This window comes from Cupriavidus sp. GW822-FHT06G04 (assembly GCF_058799075.1).
Map to the genome: position 1 here is coordinate 1 of NZ_JBXALD010000002.1, position 19463 is coordinate 19463.

The following is a 19463-nucleotide window of genomic DNA, read 5'->3' on the forward strand; positions in this document are numbered from 1 at the left end:
GCCAGGCGAATGCCAGGTGCGTCGGTGCCCCGCCGCTGTGTCGGCAGGTCCTTGTCGCCATCCGTCACGAGCACGACCGCGTCAATGGGTCGACGGCGACGTAGTTTGCATACGTGCTTGAGCCACGCGGCGTCGGGTTGGCCGTTCTCGCTGGAACCCCTCCACAAAAGGATGGCATTGTCGGTTCGCAGCCATCCGCGCCCAGCGATGGCGGGAAGCAGGCGTTGGATGGCCGCGCTATCACCGGTGAGCAGCAGCCATGGCTGGCGGTAGCGCCAGCGATAGCCGTATGTAGCGCGGAGTTCATCGCGCAAATCAGCAAACTCATCGCGCTCAGCAACCGCATCGGCAGACGCACTCGACTCCGGTGCCGCCAGTTGGTGCTCCCGGTCAAATTGACGCTTGACGAGTCGCGATGTGGCCGCATCGACCACCCCCCGGACCAGGATCAGTAGTAAGACCAGACTCAGCACAAGAGACTGCGCTTTCCATCGTTGCGCAGGCTGGGCCAGTTCCAGGCTTTGACCTTCAACCCAGATAAACATGCTCGCGGCGATCAGTAGAGCAAGGATCATCAGAGCGGATCCACGGCGCTTCGGCTGCAGGCCTAGCTTATTGAACATGACATGCGCCTCAAGCTTGCAACGGAGAAATCACCAGCATGCGGTGATGACCCTGCTCGTTGGTAATAACCAGTTGGGGGGCAATCTCTTTGCGGCATCGCTCGATGGCCGTCGCCACACCAAGCCAACCTGAAGCCGCACCGGTTTGACCTAGGGCGACATCGAGGGTGAATTGCCGATGCCCTTCGGATCGGGCTTCGCCAAACTGGCTAGCGTCAATTACGGATTTCATGCTGTTCAAAAATTCAGGCTCGAATCCCGACGTCCACCAGGCATCGAACGATTGCGCGTCCCGTGTGCCCCAAAGAAGCGCTTCAGCGTATTGCTGTTTGAGGTTGCCCGGATCAAATTCGGCCGGGCGATGGATGTCAACAAGGCACGCGGCACGTTCCAGCCCCAGATGGCACAGGACAGCGGCCGCCGCCTCCCCTTCCTGATCTGCTGGTGTTGGCCGTAGTTGGAGTGCGACTGCGAGCAGAACGGCCCGCTCTAACTCCGAAGCGGCAGCATCCAGCCATTGATCGAGTACCAACAAACCCACGGTAGGCTCTATCAATCGAAGGCTAGCCACCTTGGGTAGCCAGTCTTTCGACGCCTCGTGCCACGCGGCCACCAGTGCTGCGTCATCGATTCCCGCATCGACCTGTAGCCACACATGCACAGGAACATTCTGCGGGACGGCTTGTAGATCGTCACCCAGTCGTCGCAACAGGTGTTCGATTAGTGCAGCCGCAGGTGGAGATGTGGAGTCCGGACCGCGCAAACCTTCAGGCAACGTCGAACACCGCACCATATCTGTCCCGCCCAATGGAACCATCTGCCGAAATCCATCGCCACCGTTGAGGAGTAGCACATCCATGTCGGCGTTGCCCAACGCTGTTTCGTAGGCGCTGGCGATCACGCGAATGGCACGCTGACCCCGCCGGGTCTCGGACGCAAGCCGTTCTTCCCGAAGCTGATTGCGCAGGTTCGCGTAGTTGATTTGCTCGTCGTAAGCATGCAAGCGAAAGCCAAACAAGAGCGCCCATACCAACGGCGAGATCCCAAGGATGAGCCAGAAGCGTGCGCCATAAGTCGGCATGCCTTTGGGCCACAGCATTAGCGTCAGTACGACACCGAACGTCGTCAGCATGAAGAACAGCAGTAGCCACACCATCCAGCGAGGTGGGGTTGGCATCGACACACCGGCCGGTACGGCCTCCAAGCGTACTGGCATGCGTTACCCAACGCGCCCGTTGGCGAACGATGCGATCAGCCGACAGCCGCAGGCGCATCGGTGCCCATCCAGAGCGACAGGAATGCCACCATCGCGGAAAATCCCCGAGCCTTCAACGATGACATTCTCGCCATGCTTGGGGCATGACACACGGTCGCCAACACGGGCGACACCGCGGCCCTCAAGCTTCATCGTGGTCGAACCCGTCAGGACTTTGCCACCGTGGTCGTTGGCATCGCTGATTCGAACAAAATTTGGCATGGGCTTTTATTCTCCTGATTTTTCATAAACAATCTTTTCATAATAATAGTCATTATCAAAAGACGGCTTGCCGATCTTTCACATCATCGATGGTATCGACCCAAACCATTACCTAACCCACTGGAATTATCTATCTCGTCTTTTGTCAGACCAAGGCACGCCGCGATTTCTGCCACCTTATCGGGTCGATGTCTTTTTGATAAGTAAACGATTCCGTCTGTCCGGTTTCGCAGCCCTATCACAACTCTGTATTCGGATTCGACAACAAGTTCCAGAGCGTCTCCGATGGCAATAAAAACGTGAATTCCGCAGCGTGAATCAAATGGACCCATCACCACCGGATCGTCATCCCCTTGCAGATAAAGAAGGAAGTAGTCGCTGGAGCGTATTGCGGGTACCACGCCAAGTGGAATGAAAAATGGCCGTGTATTTACCTCGACCCTATCCAGATTTCCGTCAATCCGCTGCATGGTGCGATACATATTTAAAATAATTGTTTTTGGCTCGCTGCAGCGCTGCATTGACTTCATCGCTCTTCCTCCCAAATGGTGCCGACAAAGCTAGTATCGAACCCACCGCGAACATGAACAACGCAATGCATCCTGGCACAATGATGAGGAAAGCAACGAGTAGTGCCGGCCATTCTTCCGACACACTCGACTTGTTGAAAATGTAGATGCCCGCGCCTATCAACGCGCCAAGAACCATGAATACGATTCCTCCAATAACGCTTTGTATGGCATCCTCTCTGTTCCACTGATGATTCCTGCAGGGCAGCACCCGATTACCTTGCGCCAGCCAGAGAAGTTGAAGTCCGAAACGAGGCGTAGTCGGAATATCCGGTCCCGTTTCGTTGGGCATGGACTGGTAAGTGACGGGATGTGTGGTTTCCAGTTTCAACAGGGACATCAACGCGGCCTGCGCCCCCCCATCGAAGTCGTTGCAGCGACAAAATACGTAGTTATTATCGATCTGGATGCGGTACAAGAGCCCGTGTGTTGTTTTTGGCGGAGAGCATTGCTCGATTGGAAACGGGTACAAGCAATTTAGCCGTATTGCGTCGTCGAGCGCATTAACCTGCACTGCTGTTAGCACCCCGTGCTCGACATCTCTCATCACCTCTGGCAATCCTGATTTATGCATGGCATTGTCCCGTGTTTGTTGCGCCTTCTGAAAACTCGTGCTTAATGGTTTACATGTCTTGCGTGCTCACACCAGCGAGCACGTCCTGTCCCGCATGTTCGATCTCCGGGGGAAACCTGGGCTCCACGCTCAGCAGCATGGCCAGCCAATGCAATGCCGCGCGCATCAGATCGACAGGAGCCAGGCACGTCAGCAACAGCCACCAGAGCGGTCCGCCGTGCAGCAGCCGTTCCGGATAGAGATAGAACACGTTCCATATCGACATGTGCGGCCAGGCTCCTTTCCATAGGCGCACGAATGGCTGCGGCACGCTGTCCGGCCCTTCTTCCATGTAGCGGCGGATGTATTCCCACCAGGCGCGGCCTCGTGCCGCATTGCCTGCGGCGCGGCCAACAAAGATCAGGCCGCGCATTTGCGCTGCTTCCACATCGATCCAACCCATCACTAAGCGGCCACTACTTTTATCTGGCTCACCGTCGTCTAGCGTGGCAATCGCTTCATCCCAGTCATATGTATTGATCCCACCTGCTTGAGGCGGGTGGTGCACATAGACCTTGCGCGTTACTCGATTGAAGCGAATCAATGTGCGGCGGGTGGTGAAGTAGTCTTTGCGGACTAGCGGCAATGCGAGTTTCCTGAAGAGCCACGCAACACCCCATAGCATCAGTAGCAGGACTACAAGAGCAAAGATTGCTTCTCCACGATTCCCGATAGGGATTCCTGATTCGCTAACACCTCTAACGAGGCTTAGCGTCACGATATAGACGGCTTCGCAAAAAAAGCCGATCACCCCCACCGGAATCAAGCACACCGCAAAGCCCAACATCCCACGTTGTGCCTCGAACTGCCCGCATACCTCCAGATAGGTGTCGTTCTTTTTGAATACCGATGCATTCGCAATCGGCCGCTGTGCGGCTCGCTGGTCGTGCGCCATACCGTCTGTCATGGGCAGACTCGGATCAATACCCGGGGATTCCTTCAAGCTCCAGGCAATGGCTTCTTCCATCAGCATTACCAAAAAACTCCTTTCATGGGTGGTTACACGTCGTGCTGGCTCACGCCAGCCAAACCGTCCTGTCCCGCATGTTCGATCTCCGGGGGAAACCTGGGCTCCACGCTCAGCAGCATGGCCAGCCAATGCAATGCCGCGCGCATCAGATCGACAGGAGCCAGGCACGGCAGCAAGATCCACCAGAGCGGTCCGCCGTGCAGCAGCCGTTCCGGATAGAGATAGAACACGTTCCATATCGACATGTGCGGCCAGGCTCCTTTCCATAGGCGCACGAATGGCTGCGGCACGCTGTCCGGCCCTTCTTCCATGTAGCGGCGGATGTACTCCCACCAGGCGCGGCCTCGTGCCGCATTGCCTGCGGCGCGGCCAACAAAGATCAGGCCGCGCATCTGTGCTGCTTCCACATCGATCCAACCCATCACTAAGCGGCCACTACTTTTATCTGGCTCACCGTCGTCTAGCGTGGCAATCGCTTCATCCCAGTCATATGTATTGATCCCACCTGCTTGAGGCGGGTGGTGCACATAGACCTTGCGCGTTACTCGGTTGAAGCGAATTAATGTGCGGCGGGTGGTGAAGTAGTCTTTGCGGACTTGTGGCAGAAGGAGCTTTTTGAAGAGCCAGCCCACGGGAAGAATGAGCGTCAATGATGTAGCCAGAATATAAAAAAAAAACCCCCCAAAACTGGCCGGCAGATCTGCGCCCAAGAATCCTCTTATGAGATCGAAAATCGCTCGGCCCACCATATAGGACAAAAAGCCGATCACCCCCACCGGAATCAAGCACACCGCAAAGCCCAACATCCCACGCTGTGCTTCGAACTGCCCGCATACCTCCAGATAGGTGTCGTTCTTCTTGAATACCGATGCATTGGCAATCGGCCGCTGTGCGGCTCGCTGGTCGTGCGCCATACCGTCTGTCATGGGCAGACTCGGGTCAATACCCGGTGATTCCTTCAAGCTCCAGGCAATGGCTTCTTCCATCAGCATTACCGACCTCCTTGCATGGCTGGTTGGGGCGCTGAACGGGAAGGGTTCAGCAGACTATCTTGGGCATCGTTGGCATTGCCAATCAGCGCCTGCAGCGCCTTCTGGAACTCCTGCGCTTACGCATCCTGGCTGGTGTATGGCGTGCCTGCAGTCTTGTCATGGATCATCGCCCCCCAGAGACCGCGATAGGCATCAACCTGCTTACGAAAGCGGCAACGTGTGAGCCACACCTGCATCGGGTCGTCCTCCAACGCCAGTAATGTGAGTTCCCCCACTTGTTCCAGGATCAGCAACCACCCAATGACGCCTAGCAAAGCCTCGGCTGCGATGCGTTCCGTAAGGCGCACGAACACTCTGGATGCAATCTTCCTCTCGGCAAACTCCGCCAACCCGACCCCCGCCGCTTCTATCAAGCTGCCCATCCTCTTCTCGCCAATGATCTGCCCGATCCGCACCAACAATGGGCCCCCATATAACGCGCCCACATAGAACGACCCCACCGCCACCGCTGCGTTTAGCACGCCTTTGACACCGAATGCGAATGCGGCAAACGTACGGCCATCTCCATACGCCGCCTGTGCCTCCCCAAACGCCTCTACAGCCACCACACCCGCCGCAAATGCACCCAACATCCCGCTGCTCAGCGATAGATGTTCAATCCAGTGCGATGTGCTACCCACCACCTTCCCCAGATTGGCTACCGAGATTGCAATCGCGCTTGAGGTTGCGGTCAGGGCGGCATACATCTCCCAGCGCTCGCGCGTATGGTCGCCCTTGCCCTTGGCCGCGGCCAGCTTGAGCGCCAGGTTCCAGCTCTCAATCAACGCCAGCGCCGTCCCAAGGCGCAGCGCCGCGAAGTTACCGTTTCTCTTCTCCGCCGCCGCCTGCGCCAGCTTGCTCCGCAGTTGGCTCGCTTGTTCCAGGGGGACTGCGGCCTTGGACGCATAGGCGGCGTCGAACACGCCAATCACGGTATCGGCCGCCCCTTGCATATAGGCCTTGGCGCCACCGCGCAGGTACAGCAGGAATGCATAGAGCTTGCTGATCGCGCCATTTGCCGGTTGCAGCGGCGTCTGCCCAATGGTCGAATAGAGCTGCGCGCCGAGCACGAACTTGGCGGCAACGCCGCCCATACCGACCGGCGCGACGCCACCTTCCGCCAGCGCGGCAATCGCCCCAGCCTTGTCGAAGGTGCCAGCGATGTTCGACACCATCGCTTGCAGGTTGGCGGTAGTGACGTCCGGCTGGTCCTTCAGCTTGTTCGCAACCGCCTTGAACTCAGTCATGGCGGCTTGCTGGTTGAACAGCAACTGACGGATCATCAGATTGTCCTGTCGGACCCCAATATCCTTGGCCCACTCCGTCAGCATTGCCAGCCCGCCCCTGGAGGTACCCAGCGCATAGGTGCACAAGGACACCTGATACTCGAATAGCGCGCCGCAGAGGATATCGTCTGTGGCGTACCACGCTAGGGCATCGAGTAGCGCCCGGCTGGTCAGCCATGCCTTGAGTTCGGCAAAGCGCTTCTCCGCATCATCGAACTGGGACTTGAGTTGACCGTCCACCTGCTGGACCAGCTTGGCACGTGCGGCCTCGTCGTAGCTGGACTCGTAACGCGACCAGGTTGCCCGCTGATTGCGCTTGACCCAGCCTGCGGGGTCTCGCTCCCACAGCCTGTATTCCGGATTGATACCGTGCTTGGCGGCAAGATACGCGCTGGAGGGGTCGCGGCGCGGCGGCACCGCCGCTTGCGTCAGAATGTAATTCTTGAACCCAACAATCTGAAACGAGGTCTGCAACGCCCATTCATGCGGCCTGATCAACGCCTGAATCTGCTCATCCAGCGCACGGTGCCATCGGTTGAGTTCTTGTGCGATGCCAATCGGATCCCACAAGACGATGGCCGGAGACTTGGTTTCCGCCAGCTTCTTAACCAGATTGGTGAGGCGCTGACCGTGAGCATCGAAATCTGGCCTGGTTACGCCCGGACCGCTCACGAGCGGGTAGAGCTGACGCGCAAACGGTGCGCGATCTGTCAAGCGCGCGTCGGTCGTGGAGATCGTGCCAGCACCGTCTTTGTTCAGCTTGAATTCAGCCACCCATTTGATCAGCTCGTTCGCCTCCAGCGTGTGGGCCTGGCCCTGCAACCCCTTGGGCGAGAGGACTTGCATGCCAAGCTTGTCCTTGGCGCGTTGGTTCAGCACCGCTACCGGCACGACATCCGGCGAGAACAGCATGTAGATTGCCGAGACTTCCTCAATCTTCTCGATCGAGACCAAGGAAGCCCCGACGCCGTCGGTCGCCAGGTCGCAAGTGAAAGGAACTAGCACGCTAGGTGGATTGCCCACGGGAAACTGGGCGAGCATGCCGCCGGGGGTGACGGCATAGCCTTGCCACTGCTTGCCGCTCTTGCGTTCGACCAAGACGTACAAATAGCCCTCGCGCAGCAGGCGCACTGTGTAGCGCGATGCGCTCAGCGTTTTGTTGACGACGTTTGCGCCCAGCGGCGACGTAAGCTCCGGCCATTGACTGGCTGGGGCATTACAAACCACTGCGTAACGCAAAGGCAGGAACGTAAACCCCTTCGGCTTGCAGAACATGCAGTCCTTCTTGCCGCCTACAGGCCTGGATAGGACAGACTGCCGAACAGCTTGGCTGATGGCCTGGGGAGTGGTCATACTTGCTCCGTTTGCTGTGAGGATGGATCGGATATTTCTTTCCACACGTGTTCCGGCAAGGACTCCAGCGCATCCGCCAGCCTGCCTTGCCCGCTTCGGGTGCTTGTCAACGCCGCTGCAACGCTCGGATGCTGGTCGAATCGGGGGCCAACAGTAAGGCTGTACAAGGCAAATGTGATGGCGTCATCGATGGCAGACAGGCCGGTCGCGGCCGAACGACTTAGCGCCGCATCCAGTTCAGCCTCTTTTTCCACGGGTAGCGGATTGCCATTGACTTGTTCAAGCAAAGCCGCCGATCGGTTGAATGCTTCGATACGCTCGATAGACGCCCATTGCTCCGCTGTCGCTTTCAGCGTCGACGAGATGTAGGGAGCAGGCGGTTGTGTCTGCAAGTCGCCTAGCTTTCCGAAACGGTCCAGTGCGAACCAGTGTTCGATCGGTCCCAGCAGTTGCTGCCGTTGCTCGTCATCAAGAATCCGGTTCAGGCGCGCCAGCGCGCGCGGATCGTAGTACCGCAGAAGTACGGGTTCGAACTTCGCGTTGCGTTGCTGCATGGCCGCGACGAGGTGGCGTGGCACATCGGATGGCACGCCCCGAGCAAGCAGCCAGCCGCAGATCGCAGGGTTGGGGGTAACGACATCGTGCAGATCCTCGGCAGCACCCGCGCACCTCAGAGACGCCTCCAGCAACTCATCGGATGCTTGGTCAAGCAAAAACAGGCGAGGACTCGGGAACGTCGTATCTCGGAAATTTAGGTCGCGTAATGCCCACTGCTTGTCCGAAGGAACGAGGCCTTCCCACTTTGCAAGCGGCGCGCTGCCCGCCAAGGGATCAATCAGAAGGAAAACGTGCTTAAAACCCTTGATGTCACGCAGGGCACGCAGTGTCTCAAGCATGTCGGTGATCAGATTCCTGACAATCACCGTGCCACCACGCCCGCGCCAGCTGCCGCTGCTGAGTTCACGCGTGCGGCACACGCCGGGGGCAATTTGCTCGCCAACGATCTGGAGGCTGGCTGCTGAAAGTCGAAATCCGCCGCGCGCACCCTGAGGTTGCCCGGACACCCAATTTCGATTTCTCCCCCTTCCAACTTGATGTAGGCGCCTTGACAGGTCAGCAGAAGCGACTTCGCGGCGGCAACCTGCACTTGTCCGTCTGTGCTGGTGATGGCGACGTCCTGCTTTGCGCTCAACTCCATTTGACCGGTTTGAGCCTGGGCTTGCAGCGCCCCTTCACCCGCGAAGAGCTTCATCCCGTTATGGTGCGCAAACAACGAGATGGCTTCACCTACCGCGGCGGTCAGATTTTCCGAAGCACCAAGATCAATGTTCTTTCCAGCGGTCAGTATCAAAGTCTCTCCTGCGCTTTGCTGGATCGAGCCGCCAGTGACAGCAGCGATACCGTCTGGTGCAGACAACACAAGAACGGCCTGATGAAGGTCTTTGATCTTTTCGTCCTTGAGTTCTGATTGCCTGCGCAGATCCGAAAGATCGGCCTGTGCACGCTGGACGGCGTTCGACAATGCTTGCATCTTCTCCATGGCATTCCCGAGCAGCTTCATGACCGGCGCAATGTCGTCTTGCTTGCCATCGGCCATCGGCTGGTCATGCACCAGGAGCGCCATGCTTTGGCCGGCTCGCAATACCCCCTTGGCGGACGTCCGCAACTCAAAACCTTCCCCACGCTTCTGGCGCTTGTGATCGACCAGATAGCCCATGTTGAGCTGCGTCTTGCCACCGTAGTCGGTGGACAGCTTGACGCCCTCCTGCCCCTCCCAGTCCTCGAATCGCAGCTTGTTGTTTGCTTGCGTTCGGATCACGTTGCGCGACAGCCAGCGATCCCGATTGGTGATCAGGTCCTCGTGCCGGCTGTGATGGTGGGCGTGCGCGATGTAGGGCTTGTTGGGATTGCCGTCGCGGAAGGCGATGGCGACCTCGGTGCCATCGATCAGCGGAAAGTGGAAACCGGTCTGCCGCGCTCCGGCAAACGGTTTCGCCAGACGCATCGGCACACTCTCGCCGCCGTTGGGCCAATCCTCGAAATCCAGATCCAGGCGCACGACATACAGGCCATGCTGCGTCAGATAGGCGTACTTATATTTGCCAGGAGACGTCACGCGCCCGCTCAGGGTGCCCGCGATGCGCGGCCACTTGCTCTCATCGATCGGCAGTCGGAAGCGTCGATCCGAAGGAATGGCCTTATAGGTATTGCGGTAAGCCTGGTCTCGCGCCCCGATATGGACGACTTCCGTGATTACCTGACCGTGCGGCGCATCGGGTAGGTTGATGTCCATGCGCAGGATGCGCGCAGGCCGCAGGCCCAGGACATTGCTCTGGCCTTCGTAGACGATTTGTCCAGCCAGCGCTGCCTCGTGGCGCAGTTGGGCTTCCCACTTGGCGCCCGCCATATCGAGGTGATGCGTGCCGTAGACATAGGACTGGCCGTAGTTGCCTGTTTCCTTGCGGGCGACATTGGCCTCGCCTACCTTGCGTTCGTAGGAATCCGCCGGGTTGTAGTCGGCCGTGCGAAACGATTCAGGCACCGTACGGACGTGCGTCTGAATATCGAATACCGTCTCAATACCCGATTCCAGACCGGCTGTTTCCCGATAGGGAACCCGCAATTCCGGCTGGTAAATATAGTGATCGATGTCGTCGCAGACCTGAAACACATCGCCAAAGACAGCGCCATGCGGACTCGGCAGGAAATAGCTGTACAGCCCCTCCTGTTCCATAAGCAGCCGGATGTAGTCCCAGTCGGACATCTGGTACTGGAGCCGGAATGGGTGCTCCGGATACTGGCGACGAATCTTGAACGCGAACTGGTGGCCTTCCAGGCCGTGGCGGCGAAGAATGGCTTCGATAATCTGTGGCGCGGTCTTTCTCTGATAGACACGGCTTGCCTTGGTCAGCGTCAGCAAGGCGACCTTCGGGCGCAACTCCATCTCATAGGCGCAGAAGTCGCGGGTCTGACGGGTTTTTGAAAAGCGGAAGATGCAGCCAGAGAATTGCCGAGGCTCCGAGCCGTCGCCCGGGTTGATCGAGAAAGTGGCGTCACGGCGCACGTACTCCATCCGGTCCAGGTCCATCGGATGGGTCAATCGGATCTTGACGCTGTAGGGTTCGCCCAGGCGCTCTACAGCCTCGAATGACACCACGGAGAGGCCAGCAGCACTATTCGCTCCGAGCACCTTCAGGTGATAGGGCTGCAGCCTGGTCACGGACCTTGGCAGCCCGTCGCCCCATGATTTCAGTTCATCCGTCACATCCATCACTGTTGCTTGCTCCTTACCAGCCGTGATCGCGTTCTCCGAACAGGCCGTCGCTTGCGACGCCCGGCCGACATTCTCGTGCGTCAAAACCTTACGCCGCTATCCAACAGGCGAGAACAGCCAATGCGTCGCGCAAACAACAGAAATAGAACAAAATCTGAAATAATATTTTTATGATTTACAGATATTTATCTTTTGATTACCGAAATAACGAACACGGAAATACGAGACATTCCGATATAAGAAATATCTAGTGTTTACACAAAATAAATTGCGGAAGCTTTACGTCGAATGTTTGACTCAAGCCACGCTGATCGGCCAAGTGAGAGGCAGAAAGCGGCATTTCGCTTGCGAGCGCGCTTGTGGAGCTTGGCGGGGTGGAATTTGGAGCGGTGAGAGGTGCCACCGCACGCGGGAGCCCGTTGCAGGCACCGACATTGCGGCGTTGACGACGACAGATGCGCGCGGATCGTGGCAACCTCTGGCAGGCCGCCGGGCCGAAAAGCCTGGATTTATCGCAAAGGGGAAAACTTCAGGAAAACTGCCGCAGACTTGATGTTGGTCCCGCCGACAGGAATCGAACCTGTATCTAGCGCTTAGGAGGCGCTCGTTCTATCCATTGAACTACGGCGAGCGGACCGTCTGCATGGCGCCGCCGCAGTAGGACGGGCGGGCCGAAAGACGGAGCGGAGTATAGCAAACTCGGGCGCATGTGGATCGCCGCGACGTGTTGCGCGGGCGGTGGTGGTGCGGGGGCGCTTGGGCGCGCGGCCAGGGTCGCGGCGCCGATGGCTGGCGCGGCCGAGATGGCTGCTGCAGCGTTCCCAATCGATCAGTGCGGACATGGCGGGCTCCCATTGCGAAGGTGTTGGTTGGTTCAGGCGGCGTTGAGGCCGGTGTGGCCGTTGGTCGGAGACAGCAGTGCGCGTACCAGTTGCAGCACGGTGACGATGGCGGCTTGCGGATGACGCAGGCATGTCTCCACCTGTTCGCTGCGCGCCTGGCCTAGCAGGCACCAGGTGCAGAAGTGCTCGCAGTTGTTGGTCAGCAGGTGGTAGTCGTTTTCGCCCAGGCGGCTGCGGGCGCGACGCACTGCTTCGGCGCCGACGTAGCACGCGCACGGCTCGGCCTTGATGGTGACGCGATGGCCTTGTGCGAATTGTTCGAGCGAGGTCTCTTCCACCGGTCCCGAATGGAGCGCGTGACAGAAGCCGGCATAGTGGATCACGCGGCCGTTGCCGGCGTAGATGCCGTGGTGCGCGTAGCCATGGCGTTGCGTCACGAGGTGGGCGCCCGGCACATAGACGTCGTCCGGCAGGTCGGCTTGTTGTTGGTCTTCGTGTTTCATGGCAGGTCTCGGTGCGGTGTCGGTGTCGGTGTCTGGCAGCCAGTGCTGCGTCGTTGCCAACCCAACCGCATCAAGCGTGCCAATCCGGGGCAAGGACCATTGCATAACGGTTTGCGGGCGACCATGCCCCTGCGGCGCGGGGCGATGGTTGGTGCGATGCCGACACGAATCCGCGCGTTGTGTTGGGCGGCGAGCGCCATTCGCACCGCGCGGTCCCGGGGCGGCGTCGCCGTCCGAGCCGTGCAAGGCGCAGCCGCATGCTTGCCCGGTGACGGTTTCCGCCCCACTGTTTGCGGCGCATGTTGGCGCGGCCCCAACCTCTGAAAGCGCCCTTCGTTACACATGCCCCGCTCGCGGCGCCGTGCGCTGCCGCGAAAGCGCCACAAACAGCCGGAATCCACCATAAACGGCCGCAGACGAGCCCGGCGAGCGCCTTGGTCGCCCTGTGGCGCGCATGGCATGGGCCTTGCGGATACAACGGCGTCGCAACCACCGATGCCCGCCTTCAGGAGACGATCATGGCCAAGCTCACCATCCGCGATCTCGATACGCGCCACGAACTCGATGTCCGCGCTATGTCCGCCATCCGGGGCGGCGGCGCGCCGTGGGTTTTTGGCTGGATCCAGCCGTATGTGGCAGCGCGGCCCAGCGCGTCGCCGGTCGTGAACTTTTACGAGATCAATTACAGCTTCTATGCTGATCAGATGAACAACCAGTTCCAGAGCATCGACGTCCACAACAACGCGCCGAACTCGACCATTGCGGTCGATGCGAATATGGACGCCCGCAACAAGGGACGGTTGGTGTAGCGGCGGTTGATCCGATGCTGCCCGCAGTCCGGGCAGCCAATGCGGCAACCCCGATCCAGTCGGCGCTGGGGGCGCCAGTTCGCGCGGCGTGACATCGGTCACGGGCTCGCGCGGGAGCATGTCGTGACCTGCGTATCGCAATTCCGCTGGACCTCCGCCGCGGGCACCGACGTTGGCCGCGTGCGCGAGCGCAATGAGGACGCCTGCCTGGACTTGCCCGAGCGAGGCATCTGGGCGGTGGCCGATGGCATGGGCGGCCACGCGGTGGGCGACTTTGCCAGCCGCGCCATCGTCGATGCGCTGGCCACGCTGCCCGCACCGGCCAGCTTCGACGATGCGGTGGCGAATGCGCGCCAGGCCATCCAGTCCGTCAACCATTTGCTGATCGAGCAGGCGCTGCGCATGAAGGTGCGGGTGATCGGCAGCACGGTCGTCATGCTGCTGGCGTGCGAACGTCGCTGCGCCTGTCTGTGGGCCGGCGACAGCCGGCTGTACCTGTTCCGCGGCGGGCACCTGAAACAGTTGTCGCGCGATCACAGCCAGGTGGAACGCCTCAAGGCGCGCGGGCTGATCACCGCAGAGGAAGCCAGGCACCATCCGGCACACAACACGATCACGCGCGCGGTCGGCGCGGCGGCAACGCTCGACCTGGAACAGCTCACGCTTGAGATCGGCGATGGCGATGTTTTCCTGCTGTGCAGCGACGGACTCAGCAACGAAGTCGAGGACGTGCAGATCGCCGACACGCTCGCGGCCGTGACCGATCCGGCCCAGGCCGCCCAGGCGCTGCTCGCACTGGCCCTGGGCAACGGCGGCCGCGACAACGTGTCGGTGGTCGTGATCCGCGCCGAGGACATTGCCGGTGGATCGGACATGACGCTGCTTAATCCGGAAGTCTGACGCGCCATTGCGTGCGCCATAGAACGCGCGCCGCCGTATCCGACCAAACCGGCGCGCCTACTTGGCGCCGGCCGGGCGCTGGGTGCGGAAATCCTTGGAATGGATGCCGTGCTTCTTGAGCAGCATCTGCAGATGCGAGCGGTTCATGTCGCAGCGGCGCGCCAGTTCGGCCACGGTGCCGCCCACTTCCTGCAGTCCGCGTTCCAGGAACGCGCGCTCGGCCTCATCGCTGGCCGCGCGTTTGGCTTCGGAGAGCGACGTGGCGATGCCGGGATCGGTCACGCGCGATGTGGTGCCATCGATCGGCACCACCGCCAGCGCGGACGGCTTGGGGCGGATGTCTTGCGGCAGATGCGCAAAGTCAGCCGTATCGCCGGCCAGGCACGACAGCCGATACATCAGGTTGCGCAGCTCGCGGATATTGCCGGGGTAGTCGTAGTGCAGCAGAAAATCCCGCAGCCGCGGCGTGAGCCGGATCGGGCGGCGTTTTAACTGGCCTGCGGCTTCGTCGCCGAAATAGGAAACCAGCAGCGGGATCTCGTCGCGGCGCTCGCGCAAGGCGGGCAGCGTGACGTGGATCACGCTCAGGCGGTAGAACAGATCCTCGCGAAACGTGCCGGCCGCGCTCATGCTGCGCAGATCCTTGTTGGTGGCCGCGACGATGCGGGTGTCGACGGAAATGACTTCATCGGACCCGACGCGCTGGATCTCGTGCGCCTCGAGCACGCGCAGCAGCTTAACCTGTCCGGTCAGCGGCAGCTCGCCGATCTCGTCGAGAAAGATCGTGCCGGTATGCGCGCTCTCGAACTTGCCGCGCCGATCAGTGGCCGCGCCAGTGAACGCGCCCTTCTTGTGCCCGAACAGTTCGGACTCCAGCAGGCTGTCAGGAATCGCGCCGCAGTTGACGGAAATAAACGGCTTGTCAGTGCGCGCCCCGTTGGCGTGGATCACCTTGGCCATCAGTTCCTTGCCTGTGCCGCTTTCGCCATCGATCAGCACCGGCAGGTCGGTCGGCGCGGCTTTTTCGGCAATTTCCAGCGCCTCTAGCAGTTTCGGGTTGTCGCCGAACGTGCCTTCGAAAATGAAGCTGCGCTCCATCAGCGCCTGCCGGCGTTCACGCGACGACATCTCCACAGGCTCGACGGCCGGCGCATCCGGCTCGCCGGCGGCAGCCGCCGCGGCGACAAAGCGTTCCTTGTGCGACAGGCCCATCACTTCGTCGCGCAACGCGGTAGCCTGCTTGAGCAGCTTCTCGATTTCCGCGCGCTCCAGCCGCGACGACCAGCGCAGCGTCGAGCGCAGGATCTCGATCTTCTCGATCAGGCCCGCGAACGACACCGCGGACGTGGCGGGCGTGGGGTTGTATAGCTTCATGCCGCGCTCAGTTGCTTCTGGACCAGTTGGTAGTACATGCCGCGCCGCTCCAGCAGTTCCTCGTGTCTGCCCTGCTCGACGATGCCGCCCTCGTACAGCACCAGGATCTTGTCGGCCTGCATGATCGTGCTGAGCCGGTGCGCGATGATCACCGCGGTGCGCCCGCGCAGGATGTCCTGCATGTTGGCCAGGATGTTGCTCTCCGATTGCGTGTCGAGCGCCGATGTCGCTTCATCGAACACCAGCAGACGCGGGTCGTGATAGAGCGCGCGGGCGATGCACAGCCGCTGGATCTGACCGCCGGACAGCCCGATGCCGCGTTCGCCCACCACCTGCTCGTAGCCGAGCGGCAGCTTGGAAATGAACGGATGCGCGTCAGCCATCCGCGCCACTTCCTCGATGCGACGCCGGTCGGGACTTTCGTCGCCGCATGCGATGTTCTCGGCCACCGTGCCCGAGAACAGCAGATTGGTCTGCATCACGTAGCCCACCTGCGCACGGAAGAATTCCGTATCGATCACGTTCATGTCGTAGCCGTCGACCTTCATCGAGCCTTCGCTGGGCTTGTAGAAGCCGACCAGCAGCTTGGCCAGCGTAGTCTTGCCCGATCCGCTGCGGCCGACGATGGCAACCATTTCACCGGGGCGCATATGAAAGCTGATGTTCTCGAGCACATAGGGCGTGTCCTCGCCGCCGTAGCGGAAATAGACGCCGTCGAAATCGATCTCGCCCTGCAGGTCGGGCAGCATCACGCGCGACAGCACGTCCTGCGGCCTCTGCTCGGGCTCCAGATCGAGCACGTCGCCCAGCCGCTCCATTGCCACGCCGGCGTCGTTCAACTGGCCCCATAGCGCCACCAGCCCCATCAGTGGCGCCAGCACGCTGCCCATGAACGCGTTGAAGGCGATCAGTTGGCCGATCGTCAGTTCACGTTCCAGCACCAGCGTGGCCCCCACCCACAGGATCGTGATGGTCGTGGCCGCGTTCAGCACCTGGCTCGCCAGGCCCACAAGAATATGGAACGCCTGCGCGTGATACTGCCTGTCCAGCGCCTTGGCGTACTTGCGCTCCCAACGCAGCCGCACCGGACGCTCGATACCCATGCCCTTGACCGTCTCGGCGCCGCCGAGCGTCTCCATCAGGTATGCCTTGGCATCGGTCGATGCCGCGAACACTTCGCGCGCATAAGTCTTGACCTTCGGCGTGACGATCACCGTCAACGCGGCGATCGGGATCACGAACGCAATCAGCAGCAGTGTCAGCTTGACGTTGTAGAGAAACATGATGCTGAAGTAGATGAATACCATCAGCAGGTTCAGCGCGGTGGTGACGGTCGATTCGGTCAGGAAGGCGCGGATGGTCTGGTTCTCCTGGAAGCGCGCAAAGATGTCGCCCGTCTTGCGCTTGGCAAAGAACGACAGCGGCAACGACAGCGTGTGCTTGAAGAAGTGCGACATCATCGCGAAATCCATGTTGCGCACCATGAAGTTGGCCAGGTACGCACGGATCGTCACCATCAGTTGCGTGAAGACGTTCGAGATCACCAGACCCACGATCAGCAGATGCAGCAGACCGATGTTCTGGTGCACGACCACGCCATCGAGGATGTTCTGGATGATGAGCGGCGGCACCACGCCCAGCAGCTGGATCACGAATGTCGCCAGGAACAGATGCGCAAGGATGGTCTTGTACGGCGCGAGATAGCCGATAAAGCGCAGCCACGGCGAACGCGACACCGCCAGCTCGGTCATCTGCTCGCCCGGCGAGAACAGCAGGCACGTGCCGCTCCAGCCGCGCTCGAATTCCTCGGTGTTCATCTTGCGGAAACCGATCGCCGGGTCTGCCACCCAGACGTGTCGCGACGACACGCCGTAGACCACTACATAGTGGTAGCCCTCCCAGTGAATGATGAACGGCAGCTCGAAGCCGAGCAGCGCATCGCGCGTGCATTGCACGCCGCGCGTGGTGAACCCGAGCGATTCGCCGGCGCGCGCCAGACTGTCCAGCGTCGCGCCGGCGGTAGTCACGTTGGCCAGTTCGCGCAGCTTGCCCAGCGTCATCGGAATGCCGTGATGGCGGCAGATCATCGCCAGGCACGCCGCGCCGCAATCCATCTCCTCGGCCTGTTCCACCAGCGCAAAGCGGCGGATCACACGCTCGCCCAGCTCGGGCTTCGACTGCAGATCGAGCAGTACCGGCCGCTTGCGCCGCTCGGCCAGCTTCTTTTGCCGATGCAGTTCGCGGTCGACCGCGCGGATCCTTTCTTCGAGCACCTCGCGCAGCCGCCCGTTTCGCTCAAGGATCAACTGCACGGTTTTCTCGGGGATCACCAGCAAGCGCGTGTCGGTTTCGGCGATGGCCGAGGCCATCTGCTCCTGCCGCATCACGCACGCGCGCTCGCCGAAAATGTCACCCTGCCGCAGCGTGGCCAACGGGAAGATGTCGCCGTCTTCCTCGCGCTCGATCCGCACCGTGCCTTGCCGCACCACATACAGCCGCCGGTCGTCGCGGCCATCCTGCTGGAGAATCGTCTTGCCCGCCGCCACGCGCTTGACGCCCACGCTGCGCACGGCGTCCTCGAGCTCGGCCTTGTCCAGCTTGCCGCGCAGATCGAACAGCCGCGCCACGAAGCCCCCGGCGGAGCTGATCGCCACATAGCTGGTGATAAACGCGAGCGCGGCAGGATTGCCGCTCACCACGGGCTCCGACACCGCACGCGCAATCGTGATCAGTTCGGTCTTGCCCGACGCGCGTACCGACGACTCGTGGCGATACTCGCGCAGCAACGCGATATCGGCAAACACTTCTCCGGCCTTGCGGACGCCCATGCTGATTTCCTTGCCGTGTTCCTCGTTGAACACGCGCACGGATCCACTGCGCACAATAAAAATGCCGTCGGCGGCTTCGCCGGCGTTGCAGACGGTGTCGCCGAAGCCAAAGTTGAGCGTGCGCGCGCTTTCCGCCAGCCGCTCGATCTCCGCGCGCGACAGCGGCGAGAGGATCTCCACGCCTGCGAGGAAATCGGCCAGCGACTGCGGCCCCGGCGTGGCCGGGTCCGCGGCGGCAGCCGTCACCGCGGCATCGCTAGCGGGCTTCGATGACATGTTCCTGCGCCCGCGCCATCAGCCAATCTTCGCGCAGCAGCCGCCGGATCTCCACGGCGACATCGGCGTCGAGCCTGGCCGGGTGTTTTGCCCGCACCAGAAATACTTCGAAGAACGCGCGGTCCGGCGCTGGAAATGGCCCAAGCAGGTCACCGGGTTCCGCGTTGAACACCTTGGCCTCGATATCGCTCTTGAGCGATCCGCGCAATACCTTGCCGATGTCGCCGCCCTGTTCCCGCGTATCGGCGATCGAGTGTTCGCGCGCCATTTCGGCGAACGCATCGGGATCGTCCTGCAAATACGACACCAGCTCCCGCGCCTTGCCCTCGGTATCCACCACGATGTGGCTGACCTCGATGCTGTCGAAGCGCGGCGAATTGAGCTGGAAATACTCCTCGACCGCCGCCTCGGTGCAGACGCGTTCCATCATCCGTTCCTGATAGAGGCTGTCGGTGATAAACGTCTCGAATTCGTCGAGCGTGATGTGCAGCGCATCGAGATAGTGGTTCATGTCGGCCGCGCGATGCAGGCCATGCGCGCGCCGGAACTGGTCGGCGCGCTCTTGCACGTCCGCTGGCGAGAGCGCAATGCCGTGCCGCCGCGCTGCATGCACGGTCAGCTTGTCGCGCACCAGTTGCTCCACCAGCCCTTCGAACTGCCCGGTCAGCTTGAGCACCCTTACGAAATCGTCGACGTCGATCGTCTCGTCGTCGATACGCACGATGGCTGTCATCG

General features: G+C 60.8%; 15 protein-coding genes, 1 tRNA gene and 1 pseudogene. 2 read left to right on the top strand and 15 right to left on the bottom strand.

The window, feature by feature from the left end; all coding sequences use genetic code 11:
- From AC1RKI_RS03990 to AC1RKI_RS04045, 12 genes and pseudogenes are all read right to left on the bottom strand, one after another.
- Nucleotides 1-623, bottom strand: a pseudogene (locus AC1RKI_RS03990) (hypothetical protein); the annotation flags it as partial.
- Nucleotides 624-633: 10 nt separating this feature from the next.
- A complete protein-coding gene (locus tag AC1RKI_RS03995; RefSeq protein WP_492794811.1) occupies nucleotides 634-1779 on the bottom strand; it encodes a hypothetical protein in 1146 nt (381 codons plus the stop codon).
- Between the two features lie 63 nt (nucleotides 1780-1842).
- Nucleotides 1843-2100: a PAAR domain-containing protein gene (locus AC1RKI_RS04000; RefSeq protein ID WP_227459146.1), complete on the bottom strand. Its 258-nt coding sequence runs from the start codon at nucleotides 2098-2100 to the stop codon at nucleotides 1843-1845.
- Between the two features lie 83 nt (nucleotides 2101-2183).
- Entirely contained in the window at nucleotides 2184-2630 is a 447-nt protein-coding gene (locus tag AC1RKI_RS04005) for a hypothetical protein (RefSeq protein WP_492880791.1), read from the bottom strand.
- The gene (locus tag AC1RKI_RS04010) at nucleotides 2557-3243 is read right to left on the bottom strand and encodes a hypothetical protein (protein ID WP_492794809.1); all 687 of its coding nucleotides are present in this window, start codon (nucleotides 3241-3243) and stop codon (nucleotides 2557-2559) included. Before AC1RKI_RS04010 ends, AC1RKI_RS04005 begins: the two co-directional genes overlap by 74 nt.
- 49 nt (nucleotides 3244-3292) lie before the next feature.
- Nucleotides 3293-4255, bottom strand: coding sequence for a DUF6708 domain-containing protein (locus AC1RKI_RS04015; protein WP_492794808.1), 963 nt, complete (start codon nucleotides 4253-4255; stop codon nucleotides 3293-3295).
- A gap of 26 nt (nucleotides 4256-4281) precedes the next feature.
- Nucleotides 4282-5244 (bottom strand): DUF6708 domain-containing protein, encoded by a 963-nt coding sequence (locus tag AC1RKI_RS04020; protein WP_492794806.1) that lies wholly within the window; start codon nucleotides 5242-5244, stop codon nucleotides 4282-4284.
- A 116-nt stretch (nucleotides 5245-5360) separates the two neighbouring features.
- Nucleotides 5361-7922: a T6SS effector BTH_I2691 family protein gene (locus tag AC1RKI_RS04025; protein ID WP_492794804.1), complete on the bottom strand. Its 2562-nt coding sequence runs from the start codon at nucleotides 7920-7922 to the stop codon at nucleotides 5361-5363.
- The gene (locus AC1RKI_RS04030; RefSeq protein WP_492794802.1) at nucleotides 7919-8818 is read right to left on the bottom strand and encodes a DUF4123 domain-containing protein; all 900 of its coding nucleotides are present in this window, start codon (nucleotides 8816-8818) and stop codon (nucleotides 7919-7921) included. Before AC1RKI_RS04030 ends, AC1RKI_RS04025 begins: the two co-directional genes overlap by 4 nt.
- Nucleotides 8819-8841: 23 nt before the next feature.
- The gene (locus AC1RKI_RS04035) at nucleotides 8842-11193 is read right to left on the bottom strand and encodes a type VI secretion system Vgr family protein (protein WP_492919051.1); all 2352 of its coding nucleotides are present in this window, start codon (nucleotides 11191-11193) and stop codon (nucleotides 8842-8844) included.
- Nucleotides 11194-11752: 559 nt separating this feature from the next.
- Nucleotides 11753-11827 (bottom strand) — tRNA-Arg (locus AC1RKI_RS04040).
- Nucleotides 11828-12070: 243 nt separating this feature from the next.
- The gene (locus AC1RKI_RS04045) at nucleotides 12071-12541 is read right to left on the bottom strand and encodes a lecithin retinol acyltransferase family protein (protein ID WP_490715064.1); all 471 of its coding nucleotides are present in this window, start codon (nucleotides 12539-12541) and stop codon (nucleotides 12071-12073) included.
- 518 nt (nucleotides 12542-13059) lie between these two features.
- Between AC1RKI_RS04045 and AC1RKI_RS04050 the strand changes: the two genes are divergently transcribed.
- Nucleotides 13060-13350, top strand: a complete 291-nt coding sequence (locus AC1RKI_RS04050) for a hypothetical protein (RefSeq protein ID WP_061955978.1) — start codon at nucleotides 13060-13062, stop codon at nucleotides 13348-13350.
- 123 nt (nucleotides 13351-13473) lie between these two features.
- A complete protein-coding gene (locus AC1RKI_RS04055; protein ID WP_227459140.1) occupies nucleotides 13474-14250 on the top strand; it encodes a PP2C family protein-serine/threonine phosphatase in 777 nt (258 codons plus the stop codon).
- 57 nt (nucleotides 14251-14307) lie between these two features.
- Here the strand turns inward: AC1RKI_RS04055 and AC1RKI_RS04060 are convergent, their stop codons facing one another.
- The 3 genes from AC1RKI_RS04060 to AC1RKI_RS04070 are packed head-to-tail and all read right to left on the bottom strand — an operon-like array spanning nucleotide 14308 to nucleotide 19461.
- Entirely contained in the window at nucleotides 14308-15624 is a 1317-nt protein-coding gene (locus tag AC1RKI_RS04060; protein ID WP_492794799.1) for a sigma-54 interaction domain-containing protein, read from the bottom strand.
- Entirely contained in the window at nucleotides 15621-18728 is a 3108-nt protein-coding gene (locus AC1RKI_RS04065) for a peptidase domain-containing ABC transporter (RefSeq protein ID WP_223505795.1), read from the bottom strand. The genes AC1RKI_RS04060 and AC1RKI_RS04065 overlap by 4 nt, the downstream gene beginning before the upstream one ends.
- Complete coding sequence (locus tag AC1RKI_RS04070) at nucleotides 18709-19461, bottom strand: peptidylprolyl isomerase (protein WP_150981150.1); 753 nt, start codon at nucleotides 19459-19461, stop codon at nucleotides 18709-18711. Before AC1RKI_RS04070 ends, AC1RKI_RS04065 begins: the two co-directional genes overlap by 20 nt.
- Between the last annotated feature and the right edge of the window lie 2 nt (nucleotides 19462-19463).